Annotated in this window: 12 protein-coding genes; 1 reads left to right on the top strand and 11 read right to left on the bottom strand. The window is 44.6% G+C overall.

The annotated features are described in order from the left end of the window. The 11 genes from PL11201_RS26465 to PL11201_RS11665 form a co-directional block, all read right to left on the bottom strand. Positions 1 to 2,326 (bottom strand): Ig-like domain-containing protein (locus PL11201_RS26465; RefSeq protein ID WP_200816757.1); only part of this gene is annotated, 2,326 nt, incomplete at its 3' end. Between the two features lie 215 nt (positions 2,327 to 2,541). Beyond that, complete coding sequence (locus PL11201_RS26460) at positions 2,542 to 10,569, bottom strand: Ig-like domain-containing protein (RefSeq protein ID WP_079678868.1); 8,028 nt, start codon at positions 10,567 to 10,569, stop codon at positions 2,542 to 2,544. 253 nt (positions 10,570 to 10,822) lie between these two features. Next, positions 10,823 to 11,146, bottom strand: a complete 324-nt coding sequence (cutA, locus tag PL11201_RS11705) for a divalent-cation tolerance protein CutA (RefSeq protein ID WP_079678867.1) — start codon at positions 11,144 to 11,146, stop codon at positions 10,823 to 10,825. 27 nt (positions 11,147 to 11,173) lie between these two features. Further along, positions 11,174 to 12,082, bottom strand: a complete 909-nt coding sequence (locus PL11201_RS11700) for a pentapeptide repeat-containing protein (RefSeq protein WP_079678865.1) — start codon at positions 12,080 to 12,082, stop codon at positions 11,174 to 11,176. 242 nt (positions 12,083 to 12,324) lie between these two features. Further along, positions 12,325 to 12,756, bottom strand: a complete 432-nt coding sequence (locus tag PL11201_RS11695) for a hypothetical protein (protein ID WP_079678864.1) — start codon at positions 12,754 to 12,756, stop codon at positions 12,325 to 12,327. Positions 12,757 to 12,992: 236 nt separating this feature from the next. Beyond that, the gene (locus tag PL11201_RS11690; RefSeq protein WP_079678862.1) at positions 12,993 to 15,164 is read right to left on the bottom strand and encodes a molybdopterin oxidoreductase family protein; all 2,172 of its coding nucleotides are present in this window, start codon (positions 15,162 to 15,164) and stop codon (positions 12,993 to 12,995) included. 164 nt (positions 15,165 to 15,328) lie between these two features. Beyond that, complete coding sequence (locus PL11201_RS27505) at positions 15,329 to 17,293, bottom strand: nitrate ABC transporter ATP-binding protein (protein WP_079678860.1); 1,965 nt, start codon at positions 17,291 to 17,293, stop codon at positions 15,329 to 15,331. 39 nt (positions 17,294 to 17,332) lie between these two features. After that, on the bottom strand, positions 17,333 to 19,336 hold the full coding sequence (locus PL11201_RS11680) for an ABC transporter ATP-binding/substrate-binding protein (protein WP_079678859.1): 2,004 nt from the start codon (positions 19,334 to 19,336) through the stop codon (positions 17,333 to 17,335). A gap of 47 nt (positions 19,337 to 19,383) precedes the next feature. Next, the gene (ntrB, locus tag PL11201_RS11675; protein WP_079678857.1) at positions 19,384 to 20,223 is read right to left on the bottom strand and encodes a nitrate ABC transporter permease; all 840 of its coding nucleotides are present in this window, start codon (positions 20,221 to 20,223) and stop codon (positions 19,384 to 19,386) included. A gap of 300 nt (positions 20,224 to 20,523) precedes the next feature. Continuing rightward, a complete protein-coding gene (locus PL11201_RS11670) occupies positions 20,524 to 21,852 on the bottom strand; it encodes a CmpA/NrtA family ABC transporter substrate-binding protein (protein WP_079678855.1) in 1,329 nt (442 codons plus the stop codon). A 54-nt stretch (positions 21,853 to 21,906) separates the two neighbouring features. Further along, positions 21,907 to 23,442, bottom strand: a complete 1,536-nt coding sequence (locus PL11201_RS11665; RefSeq protein WP_079678854.1) for a ferredoxin--nitrite reductase — start codon at positions 23,440 to 23,442, stop codon at positions 21,907 to 21,909. Between the two features lie 312 nt (positions 23,443 to 23,754). On the opposite strand from PL11201_RS11665, the gene PL11201_RS11660 reads away from it, so the two are divergent. Continuing rightward, positions 23,755 to 25,062, top strand: a complete 1,308-nt coding sequence (locus PL11201_RS11660; protein WP_079678852.1) for a cytosine deaminase — start codon at positions 23,755 to 23,757, stop codon at positions 25,060 to 25,062. Positions 25,063 to 25,106: the final 44 nt, after the last annotated feature.

Raw genomic sequence — 25,106 nt, 5'->3', positions numbered from 1 at the left:
GGGTGGCGGGGACGGTTGCCTCGGCGGTGTTACTGCTGGTGAAACTGAAGCTGACATCGGCGGTGGGTTGGGTTTTGAGGCGGATACCAAAGTTGGCAGTCCCCCCGGATTCGCTGGTATGGCCACTGATGGCTTGCAGTTCAAATCCAGCCGTATCGTTGTCGGTAATGGTGATATTGCCTGTGGTGGTTGGCCCTAAAACAATGCCCGCACTGGGGTTACTGATAGCGAGGTTGGCAGTTTCGTCAATTTCGTCGATGCTGTCGTCAGTAATCGTAAAGGTGACTTGTCCGGTGGTGCTGCCGTCGGTTATGGTGATTTTGTTGGGGATAGTGCCCGCAAAATCCGCAGATGTGGCATTTCCAGTTAATGCTAAATCAACGGTTTGGTTCCCAACAACGGGCAGGGCGGCGGTGGCGGTGACGGTAATACTGGTGGTGTTGGCTTCTGTCCCGGTGGTCGGGGTTATCGACAGGTTAACGGCATCGGAGACAGTTGTGAAATTCCATTGCGTACTCCCACTAATTCCAATAAAGGAATTTGCGGCTAAATCAGCAATAGTTATGGGAGCAATTTCTACATAATATTCTGTACCCGGAGCTAAATTAGCAGTGGGGTTAATAGTGAGTTGATTGCCATTAGTAGTCAGATTAGGTGAACTAACCGCTAGGGTTTCAACAATTGAACCATCGGATAATTTTTTAATCGTGACATTGCCCGTATTACTTTTCTGAATAGCTTCATTGAAGGTGACAATTAAATTATCTCCTAGGGCAACTCCTGTAGCATTATCCGTTGGTGATAAACTGGTCAGGAGTGGAGGAGTCCGATCTGGAGTTTTGAAATTCCAGGGAGTATTTCCACTCAGGCCGGCAAAGGCATTGCCACTCAAATCTTTAAAGGCTGTATTATCAATTTCAACGTAATATTCTGTTTCCGATACCAAATCGTTTGTGGGGTTGATAAATACCTGAAGACTAGATCCACCAGCCGTCAAAAAACTGATATTGGGTGATGTAACTGGTATCGTTTCAAAAATAGAATTATCCGAGAGTCTTTTGATAACAATATTACCAGTCCCTTTAGAAACGGGTTCATTGAATGTGATATCTAAGTTGCCAAACAATGCTATCTGGCCGATGCTATCATCGGCGGGACTTAGTTTCGTAATGGTGGGGGGAATATTATCAAGGGTTGTAAAACTCCAGTCTTTAGCAGTTGTTGCTTTAGAGGGTAATAATCCACCTGAACTTACAAGCGCGCCTGGAGAAATTTCAACGCTGTATCGTGTTTGTCCTGCTAAATCATTGGTGGGGTTAATAACAAGTTCATAACTATTAATTGTAATATTAGGTGAATTTATATCTAGGATTTCAAAAATATTTCCCGCAGCATTCTTAATAACAATATTGCCAGTGCCTTTGAGAATCTGTTGGTTGTAATAGACTGTTAAGTCATTCGCCACCGGAACTTGTACCCCATTATTAATAGGCAGTACAGCGTTAATCACAAGTTCTATAGGTAGAGGCGTGGTGTTCTGAAAATATTGGATCGTACCCTGGGAGTTCCCAACAAAAGCATCCAAGTTTCCATCCTTGTTAAAATCGGCAAAAGTGGGGGAACTATTACTTCCAAAATTTACGGCACTGAAGGGGTTTGCCGTACCCGTCTGCCGGGTGAAAATTCCGTTGTCGTTTTGAAAGTATTCGGGAGTACCCTGATTAGTGCCAATAACGGCATCCACGTCCCCATCCTTGTCAATATCGGCAAGATTGGGCTTACTAAGCCCAAAAATTCCAACACTATTTAATGGGTTGGCTGCACCCGTCTGCTCAGTAAAAATTCCGTTGTTGTTCTGGAAATAGTTGATCGTGCCGAGGGAGTTCCCAATCGCAGCATCTAAGTCCCCATCACCGTCAAGATCGCCAAAGCTGGGGGCACTATTACGCTGACCCTGGAAACTATTGAAGGGGTTAGTCGCACCCGTCTGCTGAGTGAAAATTCCGTTGTTGTTCTGCAAATAGGAGATCGTGCCGGAGTTGTTCCCAGTAAAAACATCCAAGTCCCCATCCTTGTCAATATCGGCAAGGGCGGGGGTAGTATAAAGGAAGCTCCTGAAACCATTGAAGGGGTTGGCCGCACCCGTCTGCTGAGTGAAAATTCCGTTGTTGTTCTGGAAATAGTTGAGCGTACCGGAGTAGCTACCAAGCACAGCATCTAAGTCCCCATCATTGTCAAGATCGGCAACGCTGGGGGCGCTAACATTACCAACATCGAAACCATTCAGGGGGTTGTCAGCACCCGTTTTTTCTTGGAAAGTAGCCATATTGATCAATCCTTTCTTGACTTGTGATGGTTAAAAGGGTTTCAGGTTTTAGAAGTGTCAAACACTTATGGGCGTAGCGCTATAGCCCTCTTGTCACCCCACTAGGGGATAAACTGATTTTAGGGAGCGTCGCCGCTCCCATGACAAGGAGGGGGCTATTTGCTAATCACAACTAAAGACTGAACAGCTTATAAAAAAATTCGGGGGACAGAAAATCAAATCCCCTGGGTGCTTAATAAGGGAGAATTATTAGTGAAAAAGTCCTCCGCAGTAATTAAATTAGGATTCACCCCTAAAAGTATAGCCACTTGTTGTTGAGTGCTCCCTACCGTCAGAATAGTATTGCCATTTTCAGACGTAATTTGTAACTGAGCAAAAGTCAATCCCCCCGTGAACACAATTCGGTCTAACCCATCTTGGAAATCCGTAATGGTTTCCGTATCAAACTGAGTCGCAATATAGAAATTATCATTGCCCTCGCCTCCGGTCAGGATATCCAGACCCTCAGCACCGACGAGGATGTCATTGCCCTCACCGCCGAGAAGTTGGTCTTCTCCGGTACCACCATCGAGAAGATCATCTCCTAAATCGCCCCAGAGCAGATCATTACCTTCATTACCATCAACTAGATCGGTTTCTTTACCCCCATAGATTGTCTCATTGCCTGTACCCCCAGCAACGATGTCAAAGCCTTGGTTACCAAACAGGACATCATCTCCTTCATTTCCATTGACAAAATCCATGCCTTGGCCACCGAAGACAAGATCATTCCCTTCATTCCCTTCTAAGACATCCGTGTCTTCACCGCCTAAGAGTAGGTCATCTCCTGAATTCCCATGCAGAATATCACTACCTTGACTGCCGAACACCGTATCTTTACCGTCTCCGCTTTGAATCAGGTCATCTCCTAAATCACCAAAAATCAGATCATCGCCGTCACCGCTAACGACAGTATCATTACCCTGACCCCCATACGCTGTGTTATTTCCCGATTCGAGAGTAATAAAGTCATTTTCTTTAAAGCCCAAGGCTCGATCATCGCCACCCCCGGAGGAAATGACATCCTGATTGTCTGTGGCTTCCAAATTATCGGTATTACCCGTACCATTAAGCGGATTGGCGGTTGCTGGTGGCGTGAGGGCATCTGCGTTGATGTTGATTCCCAGGTATAACACGGTGGGGTCAAATATATACACCGCCGTGGGTTCTGGGGTGGGCTGGGGTGAAACGGTAACAGGCAAGGATTTGAGAGCATCCTCCAAAGCCTTAAAGTCCGGTATGGGAATTTGGGTCGGTGCGGGTGTGGGTACGGGTGTAGGCTCTGGTGTGGGTGCGGGTGTGGGCTCCGGTGTAGGTGCGGGCGTGGGTCTTGGTGTGGGCGTGGGTATCGGTACAGGTATAGGTATAGGTGCGGATGTTGGTACGGGTGTGGGTACGGGTGTGGGTACGGATGTTGGTGCAGGTGTGGGTACGGGTGTGGGTACGGGTGTGGGTACGGGTGTGGGTATAATTTCTCGGTCATCATTTTGAATGGAGAGACTCAGGGGAGAACCCGTAACCGTGGCTGTGCCAGCAGCCGTAGCTTGACTCAGACTAAGTTCTAGGGTTTCGTTCGGTTCAACAACAGTATCACCCAGGATTTCGACCGCAATCGTCGCAGTGGTGGCATTGGGGGCAAAATTAATCTTACTGCCCGTAGCACTAACTCCACTACCACTGACCAAAACGTTATTGTAATCTGTACCAACGCTGGCGGTGCCTCCTAAGCTGAAATCAACACTACTGGCCTGTTGAGTCTCACCGTCTCGACTAATAGTAAAACTGACAACCTGGCTACCCGTATTCCCTTCTGTGATAGTGGTGGTACTCCCAATCAAATTATAGGTAATATCGTTATCCACTATTTGGGCATTCACCGAGCCAATGGGTCGGGTGGTGGGATAGTTGGGGGCTGTGCTATTGGTAATCCGGTGGGTAATAGCACTGCTGTGATTATGTTCGGCAACTCCATCATCTATCGCCCTGACTGTAATAGTTTGGGGAGTGATGCCCGTGGTGGGTGTGAAGTTAACGATTTGAGATGGGGCAAAGTTAACCCCATCTAAGCTGATTTCGGCTTGGATATCGGCGGTTAATGTTACTTCAACATTCCCCAGGGGTTGCGTATTTAATTGTATCTCATAAGTATCTGTTTTTCCCGCTTCTGTGAGATTGGTACTCCCGCCCGATTGGGTAATGGTGACTCCCGGGATGTCGTTGTCGGTGTTGGTGACATCGACATCGGCGGGTTTGAGGCTGTTATAGTTGCTGTCGGTGCTGGTGAGAGCACTGAGAATTTCGTAGGAGACATCTCCGTCGGCGACTAAATCATCTACTCCTGTGGCGGTGACAGTTTGGTAGCTATTCCAGTTACCGGGGGTAAAGGTGATAGTGGTGGGGGCAACTGTCCCTTCGGCGATGTTACTACTGCTGAAACTGAGACTGACATCTGCTGTGGGTTGGGAGGTTAAACGGATGTCAAAGCTGGCTTGACCTCCGGCTTCGCTGGTATTACCACTGATGGGTTGAAGTTGAAATCCGGCTGTGTCGTTGTCGATAATGGTGAAACTGTCTGTAATGTCTGGGCCTAGGACAATTCCGGCACTGGGGTTACTCAGGGTGAGCGTTGCGGTTTCGTCGATTTCGTCGAGTTTGTCGTCGGTGATGGTGAAGGTGACTTGTCCACTGCTGCTACCGTTGGGGATGGTGATTTTGTTGGGGACGGGGGCGACGAAATCGGCAGAGTTGGCATCTCCGCTTAGGGTCAGGTCAAGGGTTTGGTCGCCCACAACGGCTGCTGCTGCGGTGACGGTGACGGTAATACTGGTTGTCCCGGCTTCGCTGCCTGTGGTTTGGGATAGGGAGAGGTTGACGGGGGGAATGGCTGGGGACGCATCAACGGTTTTGAAGTTCCAAGTTGTACTGCCACTGATACCAGTATAGGGATTTCCGGCTTTGTCTTGAATGGCTGTGGGGTCGATTTCTACATAATAGTCTGTACTGAGGGCTAAGTCGGCTGTGGGGTTGAGGATAAGTAGACTGGCGACTTTATCCTTTTTGTTTGTCCCGATGCTGACTTTGGGGGAATTGACATTCAGGGTTTCGACAATGGAGTTATCGGATAGTTTCTTGATGACGATATTACCACTGCCAATCTGAATGGCTTCACTGAATTTAATGATTAAGTTATCCCCTACGGCTACTCCCGTGGCATCATCGGTTGGGGTTAAACTCACCACTACTGGTGGGGTGGTATCGACGGGGAGGATATCGTTATCGCTATTGATAACGGCAATATCGTTGGAGTTAATACCATTAAATCGGGGGTCGGTACTGGTAGAGGCTCCGGTGACAATATTATAGGGTTTATCGCCATCAACAATGGTGTCATCGACTCCAGTGACAGTGACGGTTTGGGGGGTATTCCAGTTGGTGGAATTGAAGGTGACGGCTGCGGGTAAGACTGTGCCTTCAGCCAGGTTGTCACTGGTTAACCCAAAAGTAACGTCGGCGGTGGGTTGACCGTTGAGTTGGACGGTAAAATTGGCTTGACCTCCGGCTTCTGTGGTATTGCCACTGATGGGGGAGATGATAAACGCGGGGATGTCGTTGTCGGTATTGGTGAAGGGAATATCGTTAGGGTTAATCCCGTTAAATCGGATATCGGTACTGGTAGAGGCTCCGGTAACAATATTATAGGCTTTATCCCCATCCACAATCGGATCATCGACTGGTAGAACTGTAACGGTTTGGGGGATATCCCAGTTACTGGCATTAAAAGTAACGGCTGCGGGGGTTACAGTGCCTTCATTGGTGTTATCACTACTGAGGGGAAGGGTGACATCGCCTGTAGGTTGACCGTTGAGATAAATGACAAATCCTCCGGTACCTCCAGCTTCTGTAGTATTGCTGACGACGGGTATTACGATGAACCCAGGACTGTCGTTGTCGGTATTGGTGACGGCAATATCGCTAGGATTAATCCCGTTATAACTGGGATCTTGACTGCTGATGGCTGTGGTAACAATATTATAGGGTTTATCGCCATCAAAGAAAATATCATCAATTCCGGTGACGGTGACGGTTTGGGGTTGATTCCAGTTAGTTGAATTAAAGGTGAGGCTCTTAGCAGAAATAGACCCTTCTGCGGGATTATCACTACTTAAATTAAAGCTAACATCAGTCGTAGGTTGACTCTTGAGTTGAACGGTAAAGGTGGCTGTACCTGCTGCTTCTGTGGTATTCCCACTAATAGCAGAAATTGTGACCCCGGCAACGTCGTTATCAATATTAGCAATCCCAATATCGTTGGGGTTAATGCCGTTATAGTTGGTGTCGGTACTGGTGGTGGCTCCAGTGACAATATTATAGTTTTGATTTCCGTCGGCAATACTATCATCAACTCCGGTAACAGTAACGGTTTGGGGTTGATTCCAGTTAGTTGAATTAAAGGTAACAGAAGCGGGTAAAGCAGTCCCTTCGGCAGTGTTATCGCTACTTAAAGGAAGGGTGACGTCGGCGGTGGGTTGGGTTTTGAGTTGGATGGTAAAGGTACTCGTCCCCCCGACTTCTGTGGTATTGCCACTAATAGCCGAAATTGTGAACCCGGCCAAGTCGTTATCGAGGTTGTTAACACCGATATCGTTAGAGTCTAAGCCGCTATAGTTAGTGTCGGTGCTGGTGGCTTTGGCGGTGACAATTTTATAGGCTTTATTCCCATCAATAATATTATCATCGACTCCAGTGACAGTAACAGCTTGAGCGGTATTCCAGTTACTAGGGGTGAAGGTGACGCTGTTGGCTGATAATGTGCCTTCGGCGGTGTTATCACTGGTTAACCCAATGGTGACGTCGGCACTGGGTTGGCTGCTTAACCGGACAGTAAAGCTATCGGTGGCGGTGGCTTCGGTGGTGGTTAATCCGTTTTTGGGTTTGAGGACAATTCCGGCGGTGTCGTCGTTGGTTAGGGTGACATTCAGGGGCGAACCTGTAATGGTAGCTGTCCCTGCGGGTGTGCCGTTGCTGAGGGTGAGGCTGAGGGTTTCATCGGGTTCAACTTGGGCATCCCCTAGGATTTCAACGGCGATGGTGGCGGTGGTGGCGTTGGCGGCAAAGCTAATGGTGCTGTTTGTAGCACTCACTCCCGTACCCGTCACGTTAACGTTATTGTAGTCTGTTCCGGTACTGGCGGTTCCCCCGAAACTGAAATCAATACTACTGGGTTGTTGGGTTTCGCCCCCACGAGTAATCGTAAAACTAATAACTTGGTTGCCCGTATTCCCTTCTGTAATCGTGGTAGTGCTACCAACTACATTGTAGGTAATATCGTTATCGGTAATTTGGGCATTCACCGGGCCGATGGGCATGGTGGTGGGATAGTTGATGGGAGTGGCACTGGCAGTAATCGCGTGGGTAATACTGCTGGTATGGTTATGTTCGGCGACGGTATCATCTACGGCTTTGACGGTGATAATTTTAGCCGCCGTACCATTGGCAGGGGTGAAGGTGACGGTTTGGCTGTTGCCAAAGGTAGTACCATCGGTGCTGACTTGGGATTGGGCATCGGAGGTGACGGTAACGGTGACATCACCTAGAGGTGCGGTATCTAATTGTATTGTATAAGTATCATTTGCTCCCCCTTCGGTAACGGCTGTACTGCCTCCACTTTGGGTAATAGTAACTCTGGGGCTGTCGTTGTCGGTGTTGATCCCAATCAAATCGGAGGGTTTGATGCTGCTGTAGTTGGGGTCGGTGCTAGTAACGGCGCTGCTAACAATTTGGTAGGTTTTGTCTCCATCGACCACCGGAGGTGCATCGTCTACGCCCGTTACAGTGACGGTTTGATAAACGTTCCAGTTAGCGGGGGTAAAGGTGATGGGGGTGGCGGGGACGGTTGCCTCGGCGGTGTTACTGCTGGTGAAACTGAAGCTGACATCGGCGGTGGGTTGGGTTTTGAGGCGGATACCAAAGTTGGCAGTCCCCCCGGATTCGCTGGTATGGCCACTGATGGCTTGCAGTTCAAATCCAGCCGTATCGTTGTCGGTAATGGTGATATTGCCTGTGGTGGTTGGCCCTAAAACAATGCCCGCACTGGGGTTACTGATAGCGAGGTTGGCAGTTTCGTCAATTTCGTCGATGCTGTCGTCAGTAATCGTAAAGGTGACTTGTCCGGTGGTGCTGCCGTCGGTTATGGTGATTTTGTTGGGGATAGTGCCCGCAAAATCCGCAGATGTGGCATTTCCAGTTAATGCTAAATCAACGGTTTGGTTCCCAACAACGGGCAGGGCGGCGGTGGCGGTGACGGTAATACTGGTGGTGTTGGCTTCTGTCCCGGTGGTCGGGGTTATCGACAGGTTAACGGCATCGGAGACAGTTGTGAAATTCCATTGCGTACTCCCACTAATTCCAATAAAGGAATTTGCGGCTAAATCAGCAATAGTTATGGGAGCAATTTCTACATAATATTCTGTACCCGGAGCTAAATTAGCAGTGGGGTTAATAGTGAGTTGATTGCCATTAGTAGTCAGATTAGGTGAACTAACCGCTAGGGTTTCAACAATTGAACCATCGGATAATTTTTTAATCGTGACATTGCCCGTATTACTTTTCTGAATAGCTTCATTGAAGGTGACAATTAAATTATCTCCTAGGGCAACTCCTGTAGCATTATCCGTTGGTGATAAACTGGTCAGGAGTGGAGGAGTCCGATCTGGAGTTTTGAAATTCCAGGGAGTATTTCCACTCAGGCCGGCAAAGGCATTGCCACTCAAATCTTTAAAGGCTGTATTATCAATTTCAACGTAATATTCTGTTTCCGATACCAAATCGTTTGTGGGGTTGATAAATACCTGAAGACTAGATCCACCAGCCGTCAAAAAACTGATATTGGGTGATGTAACTGGTATCGTTTCAAAAATAGAATTATCCGAGAGTCTTTTGATAACAATATTACCAGTCCCTTTAGAAACGGGTTCATTGAATGTGATATCTAAGTTGCCAAACAATGCTATCTGGCCGATGCTATCATCGGCGGGACTTAGTTTCGTAATGGTGGGGGGAATATTATCAAGGGTTGTAAAACTCCAGTCTTTAGCAGTTGTTGCTTTAGAGGGTAATAATCCACCTGAACTTACAAGCGCGCCTGGAGAAATTTCAACGCTGTATCGTGTTTGTCCTGCTAAATCATTGGTGGGGTTAATAACAAGTTCATAACTATTAATTGTAATATTAGGTGAATTTATATCTAGGATTTCAAAAATATTTCCCGCAGCATTCTTAATAACAATATTGCCAGTGCCTTTGAGAATCTGTTGGTTGTAATAGACTGTTAAGTCATTCGCAAGCGGAACTTGTTGCTGATTATTAAAAGGCAGTAAAGCGTTAATCAGAAGTTCTGGAGGTAGAGGCGTAGTGTTCTGAAAATATTGGATTGTGCCCTGGGCGTTCCCAACAAAAGCATCCAAGTTTCCATCCTTGTTAAAATCGGCAAAAGTGGCGGAGTTATTTTGCCCAAAATTTAAGGCACTGAAGGGGTTTGCCGTACCCGTCTGCCGGGTGAAAATTCCGTTGTCGTTTTGAAAGTATTCGAGCGTACCCCCAGAAGTGGCAATAACAGCATCCACGTCCCCATCCTTGTCAATATCGGCAAGATTGGGCTCAATAAGCCCCCCAATATTGACAATATTTAAGGGGTTAGCCGCACCCGTCTGCTCAGTAAAAATTCCGTTGTTGTTCTGGAAATAGTTGATCTTACCCGAGTTGCTCCCAATCGCAGCATCTAAGTCCCCATCACCGTCAAGATCGCCAAATCTGGGTCTAGCATTCTGACCAGCCCTGAAACCATTGAAGGGGTTAGTCGCACCCGTCTGCTGAGTGAAAATTCCGTTGTTGTTCTGGAAATAGGAGATCGTGCCGGAGCTGTCCCCAACAAAAAGATCCAAGTCCCCATCCTTGTCAATATCGGCAAGGGCGGGGTCACTATTAACGATCAGCCTGAAACCATTGAAGGGGTTGGCGGCACCCGTCTGCTGAGTGAAAATTCCGTTGTTGTTCTGTAAATATTTGAGCCCATTCGAGTAGGTACCAACCACAGCATCTAAGTCCCCATCATTGTCAAGATCGGCAAGGTAGGGGGTGCTAGCATTACCAACAGTGATATTATTCAGGGGGTTATCAGCACCCGTTTTTTCTTGAAAAGTAGCCATGGGGATTAATCCTTTATTGCTTGTGATGGTTAGTTGGGGACTGTGGACTTGGGTTGTTTGTCTAACCCGATTGATAGGACGATTATATCGTAAGAAGTGTTCCCTTGAAAATCCTTGAGAGAGAAAAGATCTCACCGTCTAGGTTTGAGCATGAGTCTTTGTAAAATAAGGTGTTTGTGCCACTACTGTAAAAATAAATGATTTGTGAAAAAACCCTACAATAAAACATTATGACCTAAGAGAAAAAAAGTTTTTAACGAGTCTGAGTTTCTCCAGAAATCCAGCTTAAATAACTTACCGAACCTTTGATAATCGGTAAAGCAATAATTTCCGGCACTTCATAGGAGTGCAGTTGTTTAATTCTTATTTCTAAATGTTCAAACTGTCTAAGATTGGTTTTAATGATTAATTGCCATTCATCCTCCCGACATAATTCTGATCTCCAGGTATAAATAGAATGAATTGGGATTAAACTCACACAGGCTGCCAGTTTTTCTTCCACTAACACTTGAGCAATTTTTTCTGCTTCTAAACGAGAACTTGCCGTAACCAAAACTACAGTACAATCTGTTGCCATTAATCTTCTGTTCAATCTTAATTTAAATTATCTTAACTCAACTGCACACTTTTGAGTATGACCTTGATATAAATTAGAGCAGGTTATTGCTAAATCCAGATAAAGTTTTAAAGATTGCGGCAATTGTGCCCCTTGGAATTGAGTATTTTCCAGGGTGGCTCCCAATAATGAGGCATCTCTCAAATCCGCATCTCTCAAGTCCGCTTGTGATAATTTTGCCCAGTTTAAATTTGCCCACATCAGACTCGCCTGTTCTAAATTAGCTCCGGTTAAATCGGCTTTTGTTAACCGGATACCCCGCATTTGAGCTTGACTGAGATTGGCATTCATTAGGGTTGCTCCTTCTAAATCAGCCCCATTTAGTCGGGCTTCATGCAGATTCACCCCATCCAAATTAACTCGACTTAATTTAATCCCATTTAAGTAGGCTTTTTGTAAATTAACTCCCGTTAATTCTGCCCCAAATAAATTAGCACCACTGAGTTTTGCCGAAACTAAATTCGCCCATTTCAAGTTAACTCCGGTTAAATTTGTTTCTCTTAAATTCGAGAATTGCAAATTTGCCGAACATAAATTAGCATTCGGTAAGCTGGCACGTCTTAAGTTGGCTCCGGCTAAAATTGCACCGCTTAAATTAGCATTGGGAAGTTTAGCTTTAACCAAAAAAGTCCCCGTCAAATTGGCTTTGGTTAAGTTCGCATCCCCTAATTTTGCCTCATTCATTTTGGCATAACTCAAATTAGCTCGATGCAAACACGCCCCATTGAGTTTAACCCGACTTAGGAAGGCTCGACTCAAGTTGACTCCAGTTAAATTGGCTCTGGAAAGGTTAACCCCAATCAAAATTACTCCCGATAGGTCTGCTCCTTCCAGGTCTACTTCCGTAAAGTCTCTTTCCCCTTCTTCGTATTCCCTCAACAGGTGATTAACTTGCATGGGCGTATTACTCCGGTTGTTTTGGCTTGTATTTTCAATATAACCGTAAATCTTAAGAAAGTTTTTATATTTTTGTGTTTAACATTTTTTAATAATTGCATTTTGGCAATCGGGTTTCATTATTTCTGATTAAGTCTAAATAAAGTAGGGGCGAATGGCCATTCGCCCCTACCACATAATTAATGATCAAATGATTTGAGATATTCTAAATGATTCGTGTGCTGTACTTACATAACCTACTATTAACGGTTGTAACCCCCATTAGGATAGGGTTGATTGTTACGATTATAACGATCATAACGATCACTGCCATTATAGTTTCCCGAATCATACTGACCATTATAATTCCCGTTATTGTTACCCTGTTGCCAAGTCGCATACTCCTGATCTAAACGTTGATCCAAATTACTATGAGCATCTCGAATCATTTGGGCTTTTTGGGCTGCGGATAAGTTGCGATATTGAGGCTGATTTACCTCTTGTCGCATTTGTTGTTCTAACTGTGCATGACGCTGTTGACGATATTGGTCAAAATTATTTTGAGCCAGAATTAAATCTTGAGAGGGTTGTCTGGCGGAATCCGTGTTAATCCGGTTATTAAGCATCACAGCACGGGCTGGGAGCATTGAACTGGCTAATAATACTAATGTTGTTAAGGTTAATGTCGGTTTCATAGGTCAACTCAACTTAATAAAATTTTTAATCCCTTTATTTATTTTAGGCTAACATCTTTTGAGGGACTTGGCATCATCCCAAAAGATAATTTTCAAGGTCTTGAACAGACTTTTTAAGTTGTCTGGGGTAGATGGGAGTTAGTCGTTTTTATACTCCTGACTTACTCTAATAGTCGATATAAATTGTCAAAGGTTCCCCACTGATGACTGATAACTGGTGCAGACGCGCCAATAGCCTACGGCATCGCTGCGCTTGGGCACATCTCTACTCTGATGACTGATAACTGTACTGCACAGGCTTTTAATTCCGGTTGGCGAGAGTCAGGACAGGCGTGGGGATGGGTTAAATTATTGGCTTCTGCATCTGCGGCCCACAACGCCCCCCAGTGCATCGGGACAAATACGGTTCCCGGGACAATAAAGGCGGTGACTTTAGCGGGAAATTGACAACTTCCCCGCCGAGAACGGACTTGCACAAGATCGCCATTTTCAATCCCCAAATTAGCCGCATCCTGGGGATGAATTTCAATAAAGGGGTCGGGGTGCATTTGTTGGGTTTTTGCCGTTCTCCCTGTGCGGGTGAGGGTGTGCCAGTGACCATATAAACGCCCCGTTGTCAACACATAGGGATAATTAGGATCACTGGGTTCGGCTAACCCCTGGGAATGGTAGGAGCCAAAAATCGCTCGACCGTCGGGGGTAGCAAAATAACTATTGGTGTAGAGGCGTTTGGAGGAAATACTAGAATCAACTTCCCCTGCTGGACAAGGCCATTGGGTCGGCCCCTGCTGTTGCAAACGGTCATGACTTAACCCCGACAGATCACAGGGACGACCTTTAGTCAGTCGCACAAATTCAGCATAGACATCCGCCGAGGTTTGGAAAGCAAATTGTTCTTTAAACCCTAAACGCCTCCCAACTTCGGCAAAAATCTCCCAGTCATGGCGGGCTTCTCCTAAAGGGACATCAAACCCCGGACAGTAGGTTACACGCCTTTCGGAGTTGGTCATCACCCCGGTTTTTTCACTCCATTGGGTCGCGGGGAGTAAAATATGGGCATAAGCCGAGGTTTCCGTGGGATAGTAGGCTTCTTGATAGACGGTAAAAGGTGATTTTAATAGGGCGGCTTTGGTGCGCTCCAGGTCGGGCATACTTACGGCCGGGTTGGTAGCGGCGATCCAGAGAAACTGTACTTCATCCTGTTCTAAACCGATAATCATATCCCAAACGGTGCGTCCAATGTCGGGAGAAATGCCACCCTCGGGAATACCCCAAAACTGTTCAACTTCGGCCCGATGTTGGGGGTTAGTCACAGACCGATAGCCAGGTAATAAATGGGCCAGTCCTCCGGCTTCCCGTCCGCCCATGGCGTTGGGTTGTCCGGTGAGGGAAAAGGGGCCACAACCGGGTTTACCAATTTGACCGGTCATCAGGTGTAGATTAATGAGCGATCGCACTTTTGCCGTACCCTCGGAGGATTGATTTAATCCCATTGACCACAGGGATAAAATCCGTTTTGATTCTTGCCAATAACGAGCCGCGGTTTCTAATTTTTCAATAGTAATTCCACAGGTTTCGGCAACTTTTTCGGGAGGATAAGATTGTAAAAGTTGAGCATATTCTTTAAAATTACGGGTACATTCATCCACAAAAAGTGTATCAATATCACCCGATTTTAATAGTAAATGACCGATGCCATTAAACAGGTCAATATCAGTTCCGGGGCGAATCGGTAAATGCAGGTCGGCGGCTTCGGCGGTTTGGGTATAGCGAGGGTCAGCCACAATTAGTTTAACGTGGGGATTTTTTTTATGATATTTGGCTAAACGATTAAAGATAATTGGATGACATTCGGCGGTATTACTACCCACAATAAAGGCACAATCAGTTAATTCCAAATCATCATAACAACAGGGAGGCCCATCAGCCCCCAAGCTCTGAACATAACCCGATACAGCCGATGACATACATAAACGAGAATTAGCATCAAAGTTATTGGTTCCTAAACAACCTTTGAATAGTTTTTGAGCTACATAATAATCTTCGGTAACAAACTGACCAGAACCGTACATACATAGGGCATCGGAACCATATTCACTGCGAACGGTTTTGATCCGATCCACGATCAGAGTTAGGGCTTCCTCCCAACTCCCCTGGCGGAAGGGTTGGTCTAGGGTTTCTCGAATCATCGGGTATAAAAGCCGATCTCGGTGAATCGATTCGGTGACGGTGGCTCCTTTAACACAGACCATTCCCAAACTAGACGGATGTTGGCGATCGCCTCTCACCTTCCAAATCGGGTTTCCCTGTTCATCTCGTTTAATATCTTGATCAGCCGTTGCTGTAGATAGAATTTCCAAACCACAACCGACACCACAGAAAGGGCAAAGGGTTTTAATCGATTCCATTGTTTTATGAAAGAGTTGTCAAGCTAGTTGTTGGGATGATTGCCCACGAATATGGAGGGCTAAAGCCCAACAACGAATTCCAGAATTTATTTAATATAAAAATTGTTAAATCAGAGTGAGAAATTGGGATAATAATTAACTCCCAATTCCTCTTAAAATATTCCCTATGGAACCGGTTTTAAATCCAAGGTTCCTACGGGGGTAAATGTTACCTCAAATTGCGTATAGGGAGTTTGGGTCACATCCGACTTCACTAAATTGGGCAGGGGGGTATTATTCAGATTTTGAGTTGCGTCGGCAGATTTAGCTTCATAACTCAAAATCTCCCCCTTTTGACTCACCTTAACTAAATAAACAGAAACTGCGGTCACTGGAGTATTTGTCCAAGCCTCATTAATTTGGGCAAAAACCTCTTGATTTAACTTTTCTAAATCAGCAGCACTAGGGGTTTTTGCCGTCGCACTACTAGGGGCAGTTGCCACGGAAGCAGGAGAGGACGTTGGCGATGCCGTTGTTGTTGGTGATGTTGTCGGTGATGTTGTCGGTGATGTTGTCGGTGATGTTGCTGTTGTAGCAGGGGAAGGAGAAGCAGAAGCAGGGGCTAAACTCCCTGGGGTTGGGGCGGTTGTAGCCACGGAAGACGGAGAAACCGTTGGCGACGCCTTTGTGGTAGGTGCGATCGCCGTTGTTGTCGTTGTCGTCGTAGTAGATGCAACGCTATTGGGACTAGGAGAAGTCGTCGCCACGACATTAGGAGAGGCGGTTGGCGTGGCCCCCAGGGAGGCAGAGGGACTGGCAGAGGGACTGACAGAAGGACTGATAGAGGGACTGACAGAGGGTGATAAGGTAGCAGTGGGAGTAGGGGTCAAGGTGGGAGAGGCTATAGTTACCGGAGTCGTGGTTTCCGCAACGGGGGTAGTTGCTGTTTCTCCCATCGTCGCCGAGGAAGACTCTGGGGTTTCCGCCTCTTTATTTGCGGTGGTGGTAGAATTGAAAACTAATGATCCGATTAAGGTAGCCAGAATTACTCCCCACAGAGCAAATAACACCTTGGTTTTCGTTTCAGGTGACATTTCTTCTTCGGTCGTTGCGGGGTCAACCCCATGGGTTAATTCAGGTTCAGAACGTTGAGCATAGGGATTGTCTTTGGGGCTAAGGTTAGGGTTAGGGTTAGGGTTAGGGTTATCGGGTTGCATATTCAGCACCTCTATTGCTATAGGACTATAACTGGGTGCTATTGTAGTGCTTTGTGCTGATCCGATGTTGGAGGTTGTATCTTCAGTTGTATCTTGATCTTCCTCATGGTGAGCAAAGCGCCGGAATAGGAAATCTAGGGCATAGTTGCGTAATTCATAATATCGGGGATCTTCGGTGATTTTGGCGCGGTCGCGGGGACGGGAGAAGGGAATATCTAATATTTCGCCAATTTGGGCTGCCGGGCCATTAGTCATCATCACCAAACGATCAGCTAAAAATAGGGCTTCATCAATATCATGGGTAATCATTAACACAGTAATCCGATGATCTTGCCAAATATTCAGAAGTTCTTCCTGTAATTCTTCCCGGGTAATGGGATCTAAGGCACCAAATGGTTCGTCTAAAATTAGCATTTGGGGACGGGTAGCTAAGGCTCTAGCGATGGAAACCCGTTGTTTCATTCCTCCTGAGAGTTGAGCGGGTTTTTTATTCGCCGCTTCCGATAACCCAACTAACTCTAAATTTTCGTTAACAATTGCCTTATGTTCGGCGGTGGATTTGTCAGGATATACTGACTCAACCCCTAACTGAATATTTTCTTTAGCGGTCAACCAAGGTAACAGGGAATAGTTTTGAAATACTACCATCCTTTCTGGCCCTGGTTCGGTGATAGTTTGTCCTTGAACTGATACTATCCCGGTGGTGGGTTGATTAAACCCCGCCACCATATTTAATAGGGTAGATTTTCCGCAACCTGAGTGACCAATAATGCAAATAAACTCCCCTTCTTGCACCTGAAGATTGACATTTTCAAGTACAACATATTCACCTTTTGCTGTGTTATAGACTTTAGAAACTTGATCAATCAGCAAAAAAGCATCGGATTTTGAGGATGGCATTGGTTTAGAAGAAATACTATCTAAAATTTGCATAATTTTTTAGGCTAAACAACGGTTGACGATGAGACTGTTTTAGGCTGCTATGGGATCGAGGATAATTTCTTCAATCCGAATTTCCTGTTTAATTTTGAGATTTTTGAGATATTTAATCGGATCGTTAGGACTAAAAATAGTGCCATCAAATAGCTTAATGCTTTGGCGATCGCGTCCTGTCTCGGACAATCCTAATTCCCGGGCGGCTTGGCCATAAACATCAGTTCTTAATACCCTTTCTATGATAGAAACCCAGTTTTTGGGAAAGGGTGTAATCCCCCAACGAGCCATTTCTGCCATGATCCAGAGAAATTCTGTAGCATCAGGGCAATTAGTTTTATCCACATAAAACTGATTGTAATTCACCAATAATTGTGGGGGTTGACCATTACCCCGGTCAACGGGGTCAATAAATCCTAAGCGGGTATATTCTGGTGCCGATCCGACATATTCATCCCGACATAATATCTCTAAAATTTCTTCTCGATTTCGCCGATCATCACAATAATCACAGGCATCAATTAATGCTTTGACTAGAGCAACATGGGTTTTGGGATAGCGATTTGCCCAGGCTTCGGTTACGCCTAAAACTTTCTCCGTATGTCCATTGGGGAAAATATCAAAACTATTAGCAATAACAAATCCTAACCCCTCATGAACAGACCGGGCATTCCAGGGCCCTCCCACACAATAGCCATCAATATTTCCGGCTTTTAAATTCGCTTGCATTTGGGGGGGTGGAATCACCGTTAAATTCACATCTTGATCGGGGTTAATATTTCCGGCTGCTAACCAATACCGTAACATTAAATTGTGCATGGAACTCGGGTGAACCATCCCCAATGTATGCACTTTGTCAAGGTGATTTTCGATATAAATTTTAAAATCTTCTAGGGTTTTAACCCCATTTTCATATAGGTTTTTACTCAGGGTAATCCCATTGCCATTTCGAGAGAGAGTCATGGCCGTAACAATCGGAATAGGTAAATTTTTACCGAATCCTAATGTCATCGCCAAAGGCATTCCTGCCACCATTTGGGCCGCATCTAAACGACCTTCTACGACTCCTTGACCTAAGAGTTTCCAACTGGTTTCTCGACTGAGGGTGACTTCACTTAATCCATATTCCTCAAAAATACCTTTTTCTTTGGCAATAATTAGGGGGGCGCAGTCGGTTAAGGGAATAAAACCTAGGTCTAAATTAACTTTTTCTAAGCCATTTTTGGCAACCACCATAGGGGCTTTTTTCGTTGCAGATTTTTTGGCTTTTTTCTGTTGGTTGAGAAAATAAACAATTTCATTCCGTAGGGCATAATAGCTGGGATGATTTACCACTTCCATCCGTTGACGGGGACGGGGAATATTCACCTCTAAAATTTGCCCAATATGCGCTTCTGGGCCGTTGGTTAACATCACAATCCGATCGGATAATAACAAGGCTTCATCGACATCATGGGTCACCATGACGGCGCTGACTTGGTTGGCTTCACAGATTTTCATTAACTGCTCTTGTAACCCACCTCTAGTTAAAGCATCTAAGGCTCCAAAGGGTTCATCTAGGAGTAATAATTGGGGACGAATGGATAGGGCGCGAGCGATCGCCACTCGCTGTTTCATCCCTCCCGAAAGTTCCCCTGGTCGTTTATCCGCAGCCTGTCTTAAACCGACTAATTTAATATGTTTTTCAACAATTTCTTTTCGTTCGGTTTTCGGCAGTTTACGATAGACTTCATCAACGGCTAAGGCGATATTTTCCCTCACAGTTAACCAAGGTAATAGGGAATAATTTTGAAATACCACCATCCGATCTGGCCCTGGTTCGCGCACTTCTCGCCCTTCTAAAATAATCCCCCCTTCTGATGCTTGATCTAACCCGGCGATAATATTTAATAGGGTGGATTTTCCACAGCCAGAATGTCCAATTAAGGTAATAAATTCACCTTTATTGATTTTGAGTTCAATGTTTTTCAGGGCTATATATCGTTCTCCATTGGGGAGATTAAAAACGCGATGAACGTGGTCAACTTGTACGAATACAGACATAATTTAATATCAGATGGGTTAGGGGGTTTACGGGTACTATTTCAAATTTATTTTTGTTCAGTAGGAACAACTTTAGAAGCAATAAAACCAATAGTTCTATCTAGGATTAAACCGACAACTCCGACATAAATTAAAGCCACGATAATCGCACTCATTCGAGAACTATTATAGGCATCCCAAATAAAGAAACCGATCCCGACTCCACCCACTAACATTTCCGCCGCAATAATCGCTAACCAAGATAGACCGATCCCAATTCTTAATCCGGTAAAAATATAGGGAACTGCGGAGGGAAATAACACTTTAAAGAAGTATTTATGTTTGGGTAAACGTAACACTCTAGCCACGTTTTTATAGTCTTGCGGAATTTGTTGTACGCCGACGGTGGTATTAATAATAATCGGCCAAACTGCTGTAATAAAGATGACGAAAATAGCCGCCGGATTAGATTGTTGTAAGGCAGCTAAGGCAATGGGTAACCAAGCCAGGGGCGGAATTGTTCTAAGAATTTGAAATAGGGGATCTAAGGCATCATACATAAAAGTATTACTCCCGACTAAAATCCCTAGGGAAATTCCTACAATCACCGATAAGCTAAAGCCAACCGCCACCCGTTGTAAACTGGCAATAACTTGCCAACCCAACCCTTTATCCGTGCCTCCATTATCGAAAAATGGGTTAATAATTAATTCCCAAGATTCTTTAACCGTTGTAATGGGAGATGGTAAATTAGAATTTTCTCCTGAACATAATAGTTGCCAAATTGCTAGAAAAATAAAAACCCCAATCAAAGGACGGATTACTTTATTCCGATTATTATTAAACCAATTGAACACAGAATTTAGAAGATTATTACTATCAGGATTGGCTTTGGTGCTAGTCGTCATGATAATTACAAATTAGTTAGTTTTTTCTCTTTAAGTTCCCCTTTACCAACGGGGTTTGGGGGGGAATATTGGTATCAACTTAAACCGAAAAGTCGTTAGGTCGATCCCCCTAAATCCCCATTAAAAAGGGGGACTTTGATGATCCGATTTCCCTAAATCCCCCTGACTTTAATTCTCCAATTCCCCCCTTATCAATGGGGTTAGGGGGGATCATTTCCACAGTCAGGGCGGGTTTATTAATATCATCTGTAGGAATTATTGGCTCTGGAAGAACCCGCCCCTACAGGAAACAGGGAAGAATTAGACTTTTTTGATTGCTAAACTATTGAGATAGGCTTTAGGATCATCGGGGTTAAATTGTATGCCATCAAAGAAGGTTTCAATCCCGCGAGAGGGTGTTGCTGGAATTTCGGCGGCGGGAACATTTAAAGACTTCGCCGCTTCCCGCCATAAATCTTCGCGGTTGACCTTATCAACGGTGGCTTTAATATCTAAATCGGCGGGTAAATATCCCCAGCGAATATCTTCGGTTAAGAACCAACTATCATGGCTCTTATAGGGATAAGACGCATTATCTCTCCAGAATTTCATCGCCAAGGGACTAGCGGTGATTACCCGACCATCCCCAAAATCAATATTTCCCCTAGAGCGCTCAATAATATCTTTAAAAGGCACTTTAAACCATTTATCTTGGGAGACAATTTGACACATTTCCTCGATATTTTCGGGTTTATCACACCATTGTTGCGCTTCTAATACGGCCATGGTTAAAGCTTTAGCCGCTTTGGGGTTTTTATCCACCCAATCTGCTCGCATACTAAAGGCTTTTTCTGGGTGATCTTTCCATAATTCTCCGGTAATTAATGCCGTATATCCGGCTTTTTGATTGACTAATTGGGCATTCCAAGGTTCACCGACACAGAACCCTTCCATATTTCCGACTTTCATATTGGCTACCATTTGAGGAGGTGGCACCGGAATAATTGAAATATCAGTATCAGGAACTGTACCCCCGGCTGCTAACCAATATCGCATCCATAAATCGTGAGTTCCTCCAGGGAATGTAACCGCAGCTTTGACTTCTTTTCCTGCATTTTTAGCAGTTAATAAAATATCTTTGAATTTGGCACTATCGTTAACAGTAATTTTAGCATCCAGATAGTCTTTACCTAAAGAAATTGCCTGACCATTGGTATTTAATCGGGCTAAAAGATACATCGGAACGGGTTGTTTGGTAATCGTTCCTAATGTCATTAAATAGGGCATGGGGGATAAAATATGTGCCCCATCAATTCCACCGCCACCGGAACCTAATTCTAGGTTATCCCGAGTGACCGGCCAAGAAGCCTGTTTAACCACCTTAACGTCAGACATTCCATACTTAGCAAAGAGACCCTTTTCTAAGGCAATAATTAGGGGAGCGGAGTCGGTTAAGGCAATAAATCCTAAGGTTGCTGTTGGTATTTCCGGTGCATCGGCGGGATTAATATTAACTGCCGGGGCTGGAGTAGAGGTTGTTGTGGGGGTTGTGGAAGGATTATTATTAGAAGCACAACCATGAATGATTAGAGTTCCAGCCGCCGTTGCACCAGCCGTGAACAGGAATTTCCGTCGTGAAAGTTTACTCATATTCTATGTTTTGACTCTGTATTAGTAGGGTGTTGATGTGGATTTTGAGATGGATTATTCTTTGACGCGAGCGCCAAATTGTTCCACCAGAATTTGTCGCAAAACGGGTTTGAGATCCTCACAGGGAATGGATTTTTGAACACATTCACCCAGTTGGGCATCTTTACCGACTTTTCCGCCCATATAGAGGTTCACCCCTTCAACGGTTTTGCCGTCTTTACGGGCTTTAGTTCCCATTAATCCAATGTCGGCTACTTGGGGTTGTCCGCAGGAATTGGGGCAACCTGTCCAGTGAATTCTTACGGGTTTTTCTAAGGTTAATTCCGATTCCAATTGTTTAACTAATTCTACAGCCCGATTTTTAGTTTCAACTAAAGCAAAGTTACAGAATTGTGATCCGGTACAGGAAACTAATCCTCGACTTAAGGCTGATGGATTAACTGAGAATTTTTCCAAAATCGGTTCGGTTAAAAACGCCTCTAACCGACTATCAGAAATATTGGGAATAATCACATTCTGTTCAACGGTTAAGCGAAGTTCTCCGATCCCATAAACTTCAGCAATCCGGGATAATTCTAACATTTCGTTAGCAGATAACCGACCAACGGGAATATTTAATCCCACATAGTTATATCCGGGTTGTTTTTGTTGATAAATTCCCAGATGATCCCGTTTTTCCCAAAGAATTTCGTCTTTTTCCGCTTCAGATTCCAAAGCATAACCGATTTGTTTTTCGACTTCAGAACGAAACTTTTCAATTCCCCATTCATCAATTAACCACATTAACCGAGTTTTTTGGCGAACTCCCCTGGGCCCATTGTCTCGAAAGACTTCTAAAATTCCTCGACAAAGACCGACAACTTGCTCGGGTTTAACCCAAACATTTAGGGGAATAGCAGCTTCACAACGGGTTGCGGAAAAGAATCCTCCCACTAACACATTGAAGCCAAAAGTTTCCTGTTTAAATGCAGGAATAAAGGCAATATCATTAATTTCAGCGTGAATCGAATTATCCCGACATCCTGCGATCGCAATATTGAATTTTCGAGGTAAATTACTAAACTCTGGATTCCCTTTTCCTTGGTTTGTAATCATATCTTGAACTTGTTGCACCAACTCCCGGGTATCATAGAGTTCATCGGCATCTAACCCGGCAACGGGTGAACCCGTGATATTACGGACATTATCCATTCCCGACTGAATGCTGGTGAGTCCCACCCTTTCAAACCGCCGAAAAATATCACTCAGATCTTCAATCCGAATTCCTCTTAACTGAAGGTTCTGTCTTGTGGTAATATCAGCACTACCGTCATCACCGTAGCGTTGCACGATTTCCCCCAAAACCCGCATCTGCTCACTGGTGATGACCCCATTCGGTAAACGCAACCGCATCATGAATTTACCTGGAGTCACCGGACGGAAAAACACCCCTAGCCATTTGAGGCGGTGATCTCGGTCGGTTTCGTCCATTGCTTCCCAACCTAATTGGGCGAAGGTTTCTAGTTCGTCTTTAACCGTTAAACCGTCTTTTTCAGCTTTGAATTTTTCAAATTTGTTTGTGGCTGTTTTTTGCGGGACTGTGCTGGTCATAGCGGATTCCTCAGTGTTGCTATGTCTCGAATTTGTCGGGCGAATGACAAATGGATCAAATTTGGCCAAACAGTAACAGGTCTGTGGGACACAAACCGTATCATGGAAGACTCAAATCTAAAATTAGAGTATTGACCTCTTGTGTTTGAACTGGGAGGTTCTTGACCTCAACCCAAAGGTTAAGCAATGTGAATAAGTTAGACCCCTATACCCGATGCAATCGTAGCTAATGTTACAAAACTTAAAACTTTATGAAGATTTTGCATTCTTATCATACATTTTTTACATAATCTGAAATTTTTAGCTAGAATTATGATTCCAAATACTTCTTGTTACGGGTTGAAAAATGTTCGAGTTCCGGTTTGTGTACTGACCAATATTGATGGGGCGATCGCAGCTTCAGCTAATACGGATGGTATGGCTTTAGTTGATATTAAAATCACCTCGGGAATCATTAATCAGATGGCTGTTGTCGGAGGTGTTGAGTTAGAAAATATCCCCTCGGTGGATTTACAGGGGAAACAAATTTGGCCCTGTTTTGTAGATGTTCATACTCATTTAGATAAGGGTCATATTTGGGAGCGATCGCCCAATAAAACAGGAACTTTTCAGGATGCGTTATTAGCAATATTTAAAGATGAAAAAACCTGGACTACCGAAGATATTTACCGACGAATGGAATTTGGGTTAAAGTGTAGTTATGTCCATGGAACCAAAGCCATTAGAACCCATTTAGATTCGGCGGGAAAATTAATAGATATAAATTGGGATGTTTTTAATACCTTAAAAAAAGCATGGGAAGATCGCTTAATTTTGCAAGGTGTTTCCTTAGCGACTTTAGACTATTATTCAACGGCGGAAGGGGAAAAATTAGTCAATAAAGTAGCTGAATCTGGCGGGATTTTAGGGGGTGTTGCCTATATTAATCCTGATTTAGATCAACAAATTGAGCGAATTTTTGCTATTGCTAAAGACCGGAATTTGAACTTAGATTTCCATGTCGATGAAAATGGAGAAGCCGAATCAATTTGTTTATCTAAAATTGCCGAAGCGGCATTAAAATATCAATTTGAGGGGAAAATTATTTGCGGACATTGTTGTAGTTTAGCCGTACAACCGGAGGATATTGTTCAAAAAACCTTAGAATTAGTTAAAGCTGCAAACATTGGAATTGTCAGTTTACCGATGTGTAATCTCTATTTACAAGATCGTCAATATGATCAATCTCAATCTCCTAAAACCCCCCGTTGGCGGGGAACAACCTTAGTCCATGAATTGAAACAAACGGGAATTTCCGTGGCTTTTGCCAGTGATAATTGTCGTGATCCGTTTTATGGATTTGGCGACCATGATGGGTTAGAAGTCTTTAAAATGGCGGTGAGAACTTGTCATTTAGATCGACCGTTTCAAGATTGGTTATCGAGTGTCACAACCATCCCGGCGGATTTTATGGGTTTACCCGATACCGGATGCCTTGGCGTGGGAATGGTGGCGGATTTTATTATTTTTCAAGGACGGTATTTGAGTGAAATATTATCTCGTTGTCAGAGCGATCGGATGGTGATTAGAAAGGGTAAAATCTTAAAAGAAAAATTACCTGATTATGCGGAATTAGATTAGCTTATTTGTGATAACTATTAATTACATCCCAGATATGATCCCCC

The organism is Planktothrix sp. PCC 11201 (assembly GCF_900009135.1).
Classification (GTDB): Bacteria; Cyanobacteriota; Cyanobacteriia; order Cyanobacteriales; family Microcoleaceae; genus Planktothrix.
Note: the sequence above shows the minus strand (reverse complement) of the source record. Positions and strands in the feature narration are given on the sequence as shown.

Coding starts and splice junctions, on each gene's coding strand:
- PL11201_RS11700 (WP_079678865.1), bottom strand. CDS start 12,082: ATGCAAGTTAATCACCTGTTGAGGGAATACGAAGAAGGGGAAAGAGAC.
- PL11201_RS11695 (WP_079678864.1), bottom strand. CDS start 12,756: ATGAAACCGACATTAACCTTAACAACATTAGTATTATTAGCCAGTTCA.
- PL11201_RS11660 (WP_079678852.1), top strand. CDS start 23,755: ATGATTCCAAATACTTCTTGTTACGGGTTGAAAAATGTTCGAGTTCCG.
- ntrB (WP_079678857.1), bottom strand. CDS start 20,223: ATGACGACTAGCACCAAAGCCAATCCTGATAGTAATAATCTTCTAAAT.
- PL11201_RS26460 (WP_079678868.1), bottom strand. CDS start 10,569: ATGGCTACTTTTCAAGAAAAAACGGGTGCTGATAACCCCCTGAATAAT.
- PL11201_RS11680 (WP_079678859.1), bottom strand. CDS start 19,336: ATGTCTGTATTCGTACAAGTTGACCACGTTCATCGCGTTTTTAATCTC.
- PL11201_RS11670 (WP_079678855.1), bottom strand. CDS start 21,852: ATGAGTAAACTTTCACGACGGAAATTCCTGTTCACGGCTGGTGCAACG.
- cutA (WP_079678867.1), bottom strand. CDS start 11,146: ATGGCAACAGATTGTACTGTAGTTTTGGTTACGGCAAGTTCTCGTTTA.
- PL11201_RS11690 (WP_079678862.1), bottom strand. CDS start 15,164: ATGGAATCGATTAAAACCCTTTGCCCTTTCTGTGGTGTCGGTTGTGGT.
- PL11201_RS27505 (WP_079678860.1), bottom strand. CDS start 17,293: ATGCAAATTTTAGATAGTATTTCTTCTAAACCAATGCCATCCTCAAAA.
- PL11201_RS11665 (WP_079678854.1), bottom strand. CDS start 23,442: ATGACCAGCACAGTCCCGCAAAAAACAGCCACAAACAAATTTGAAAAA.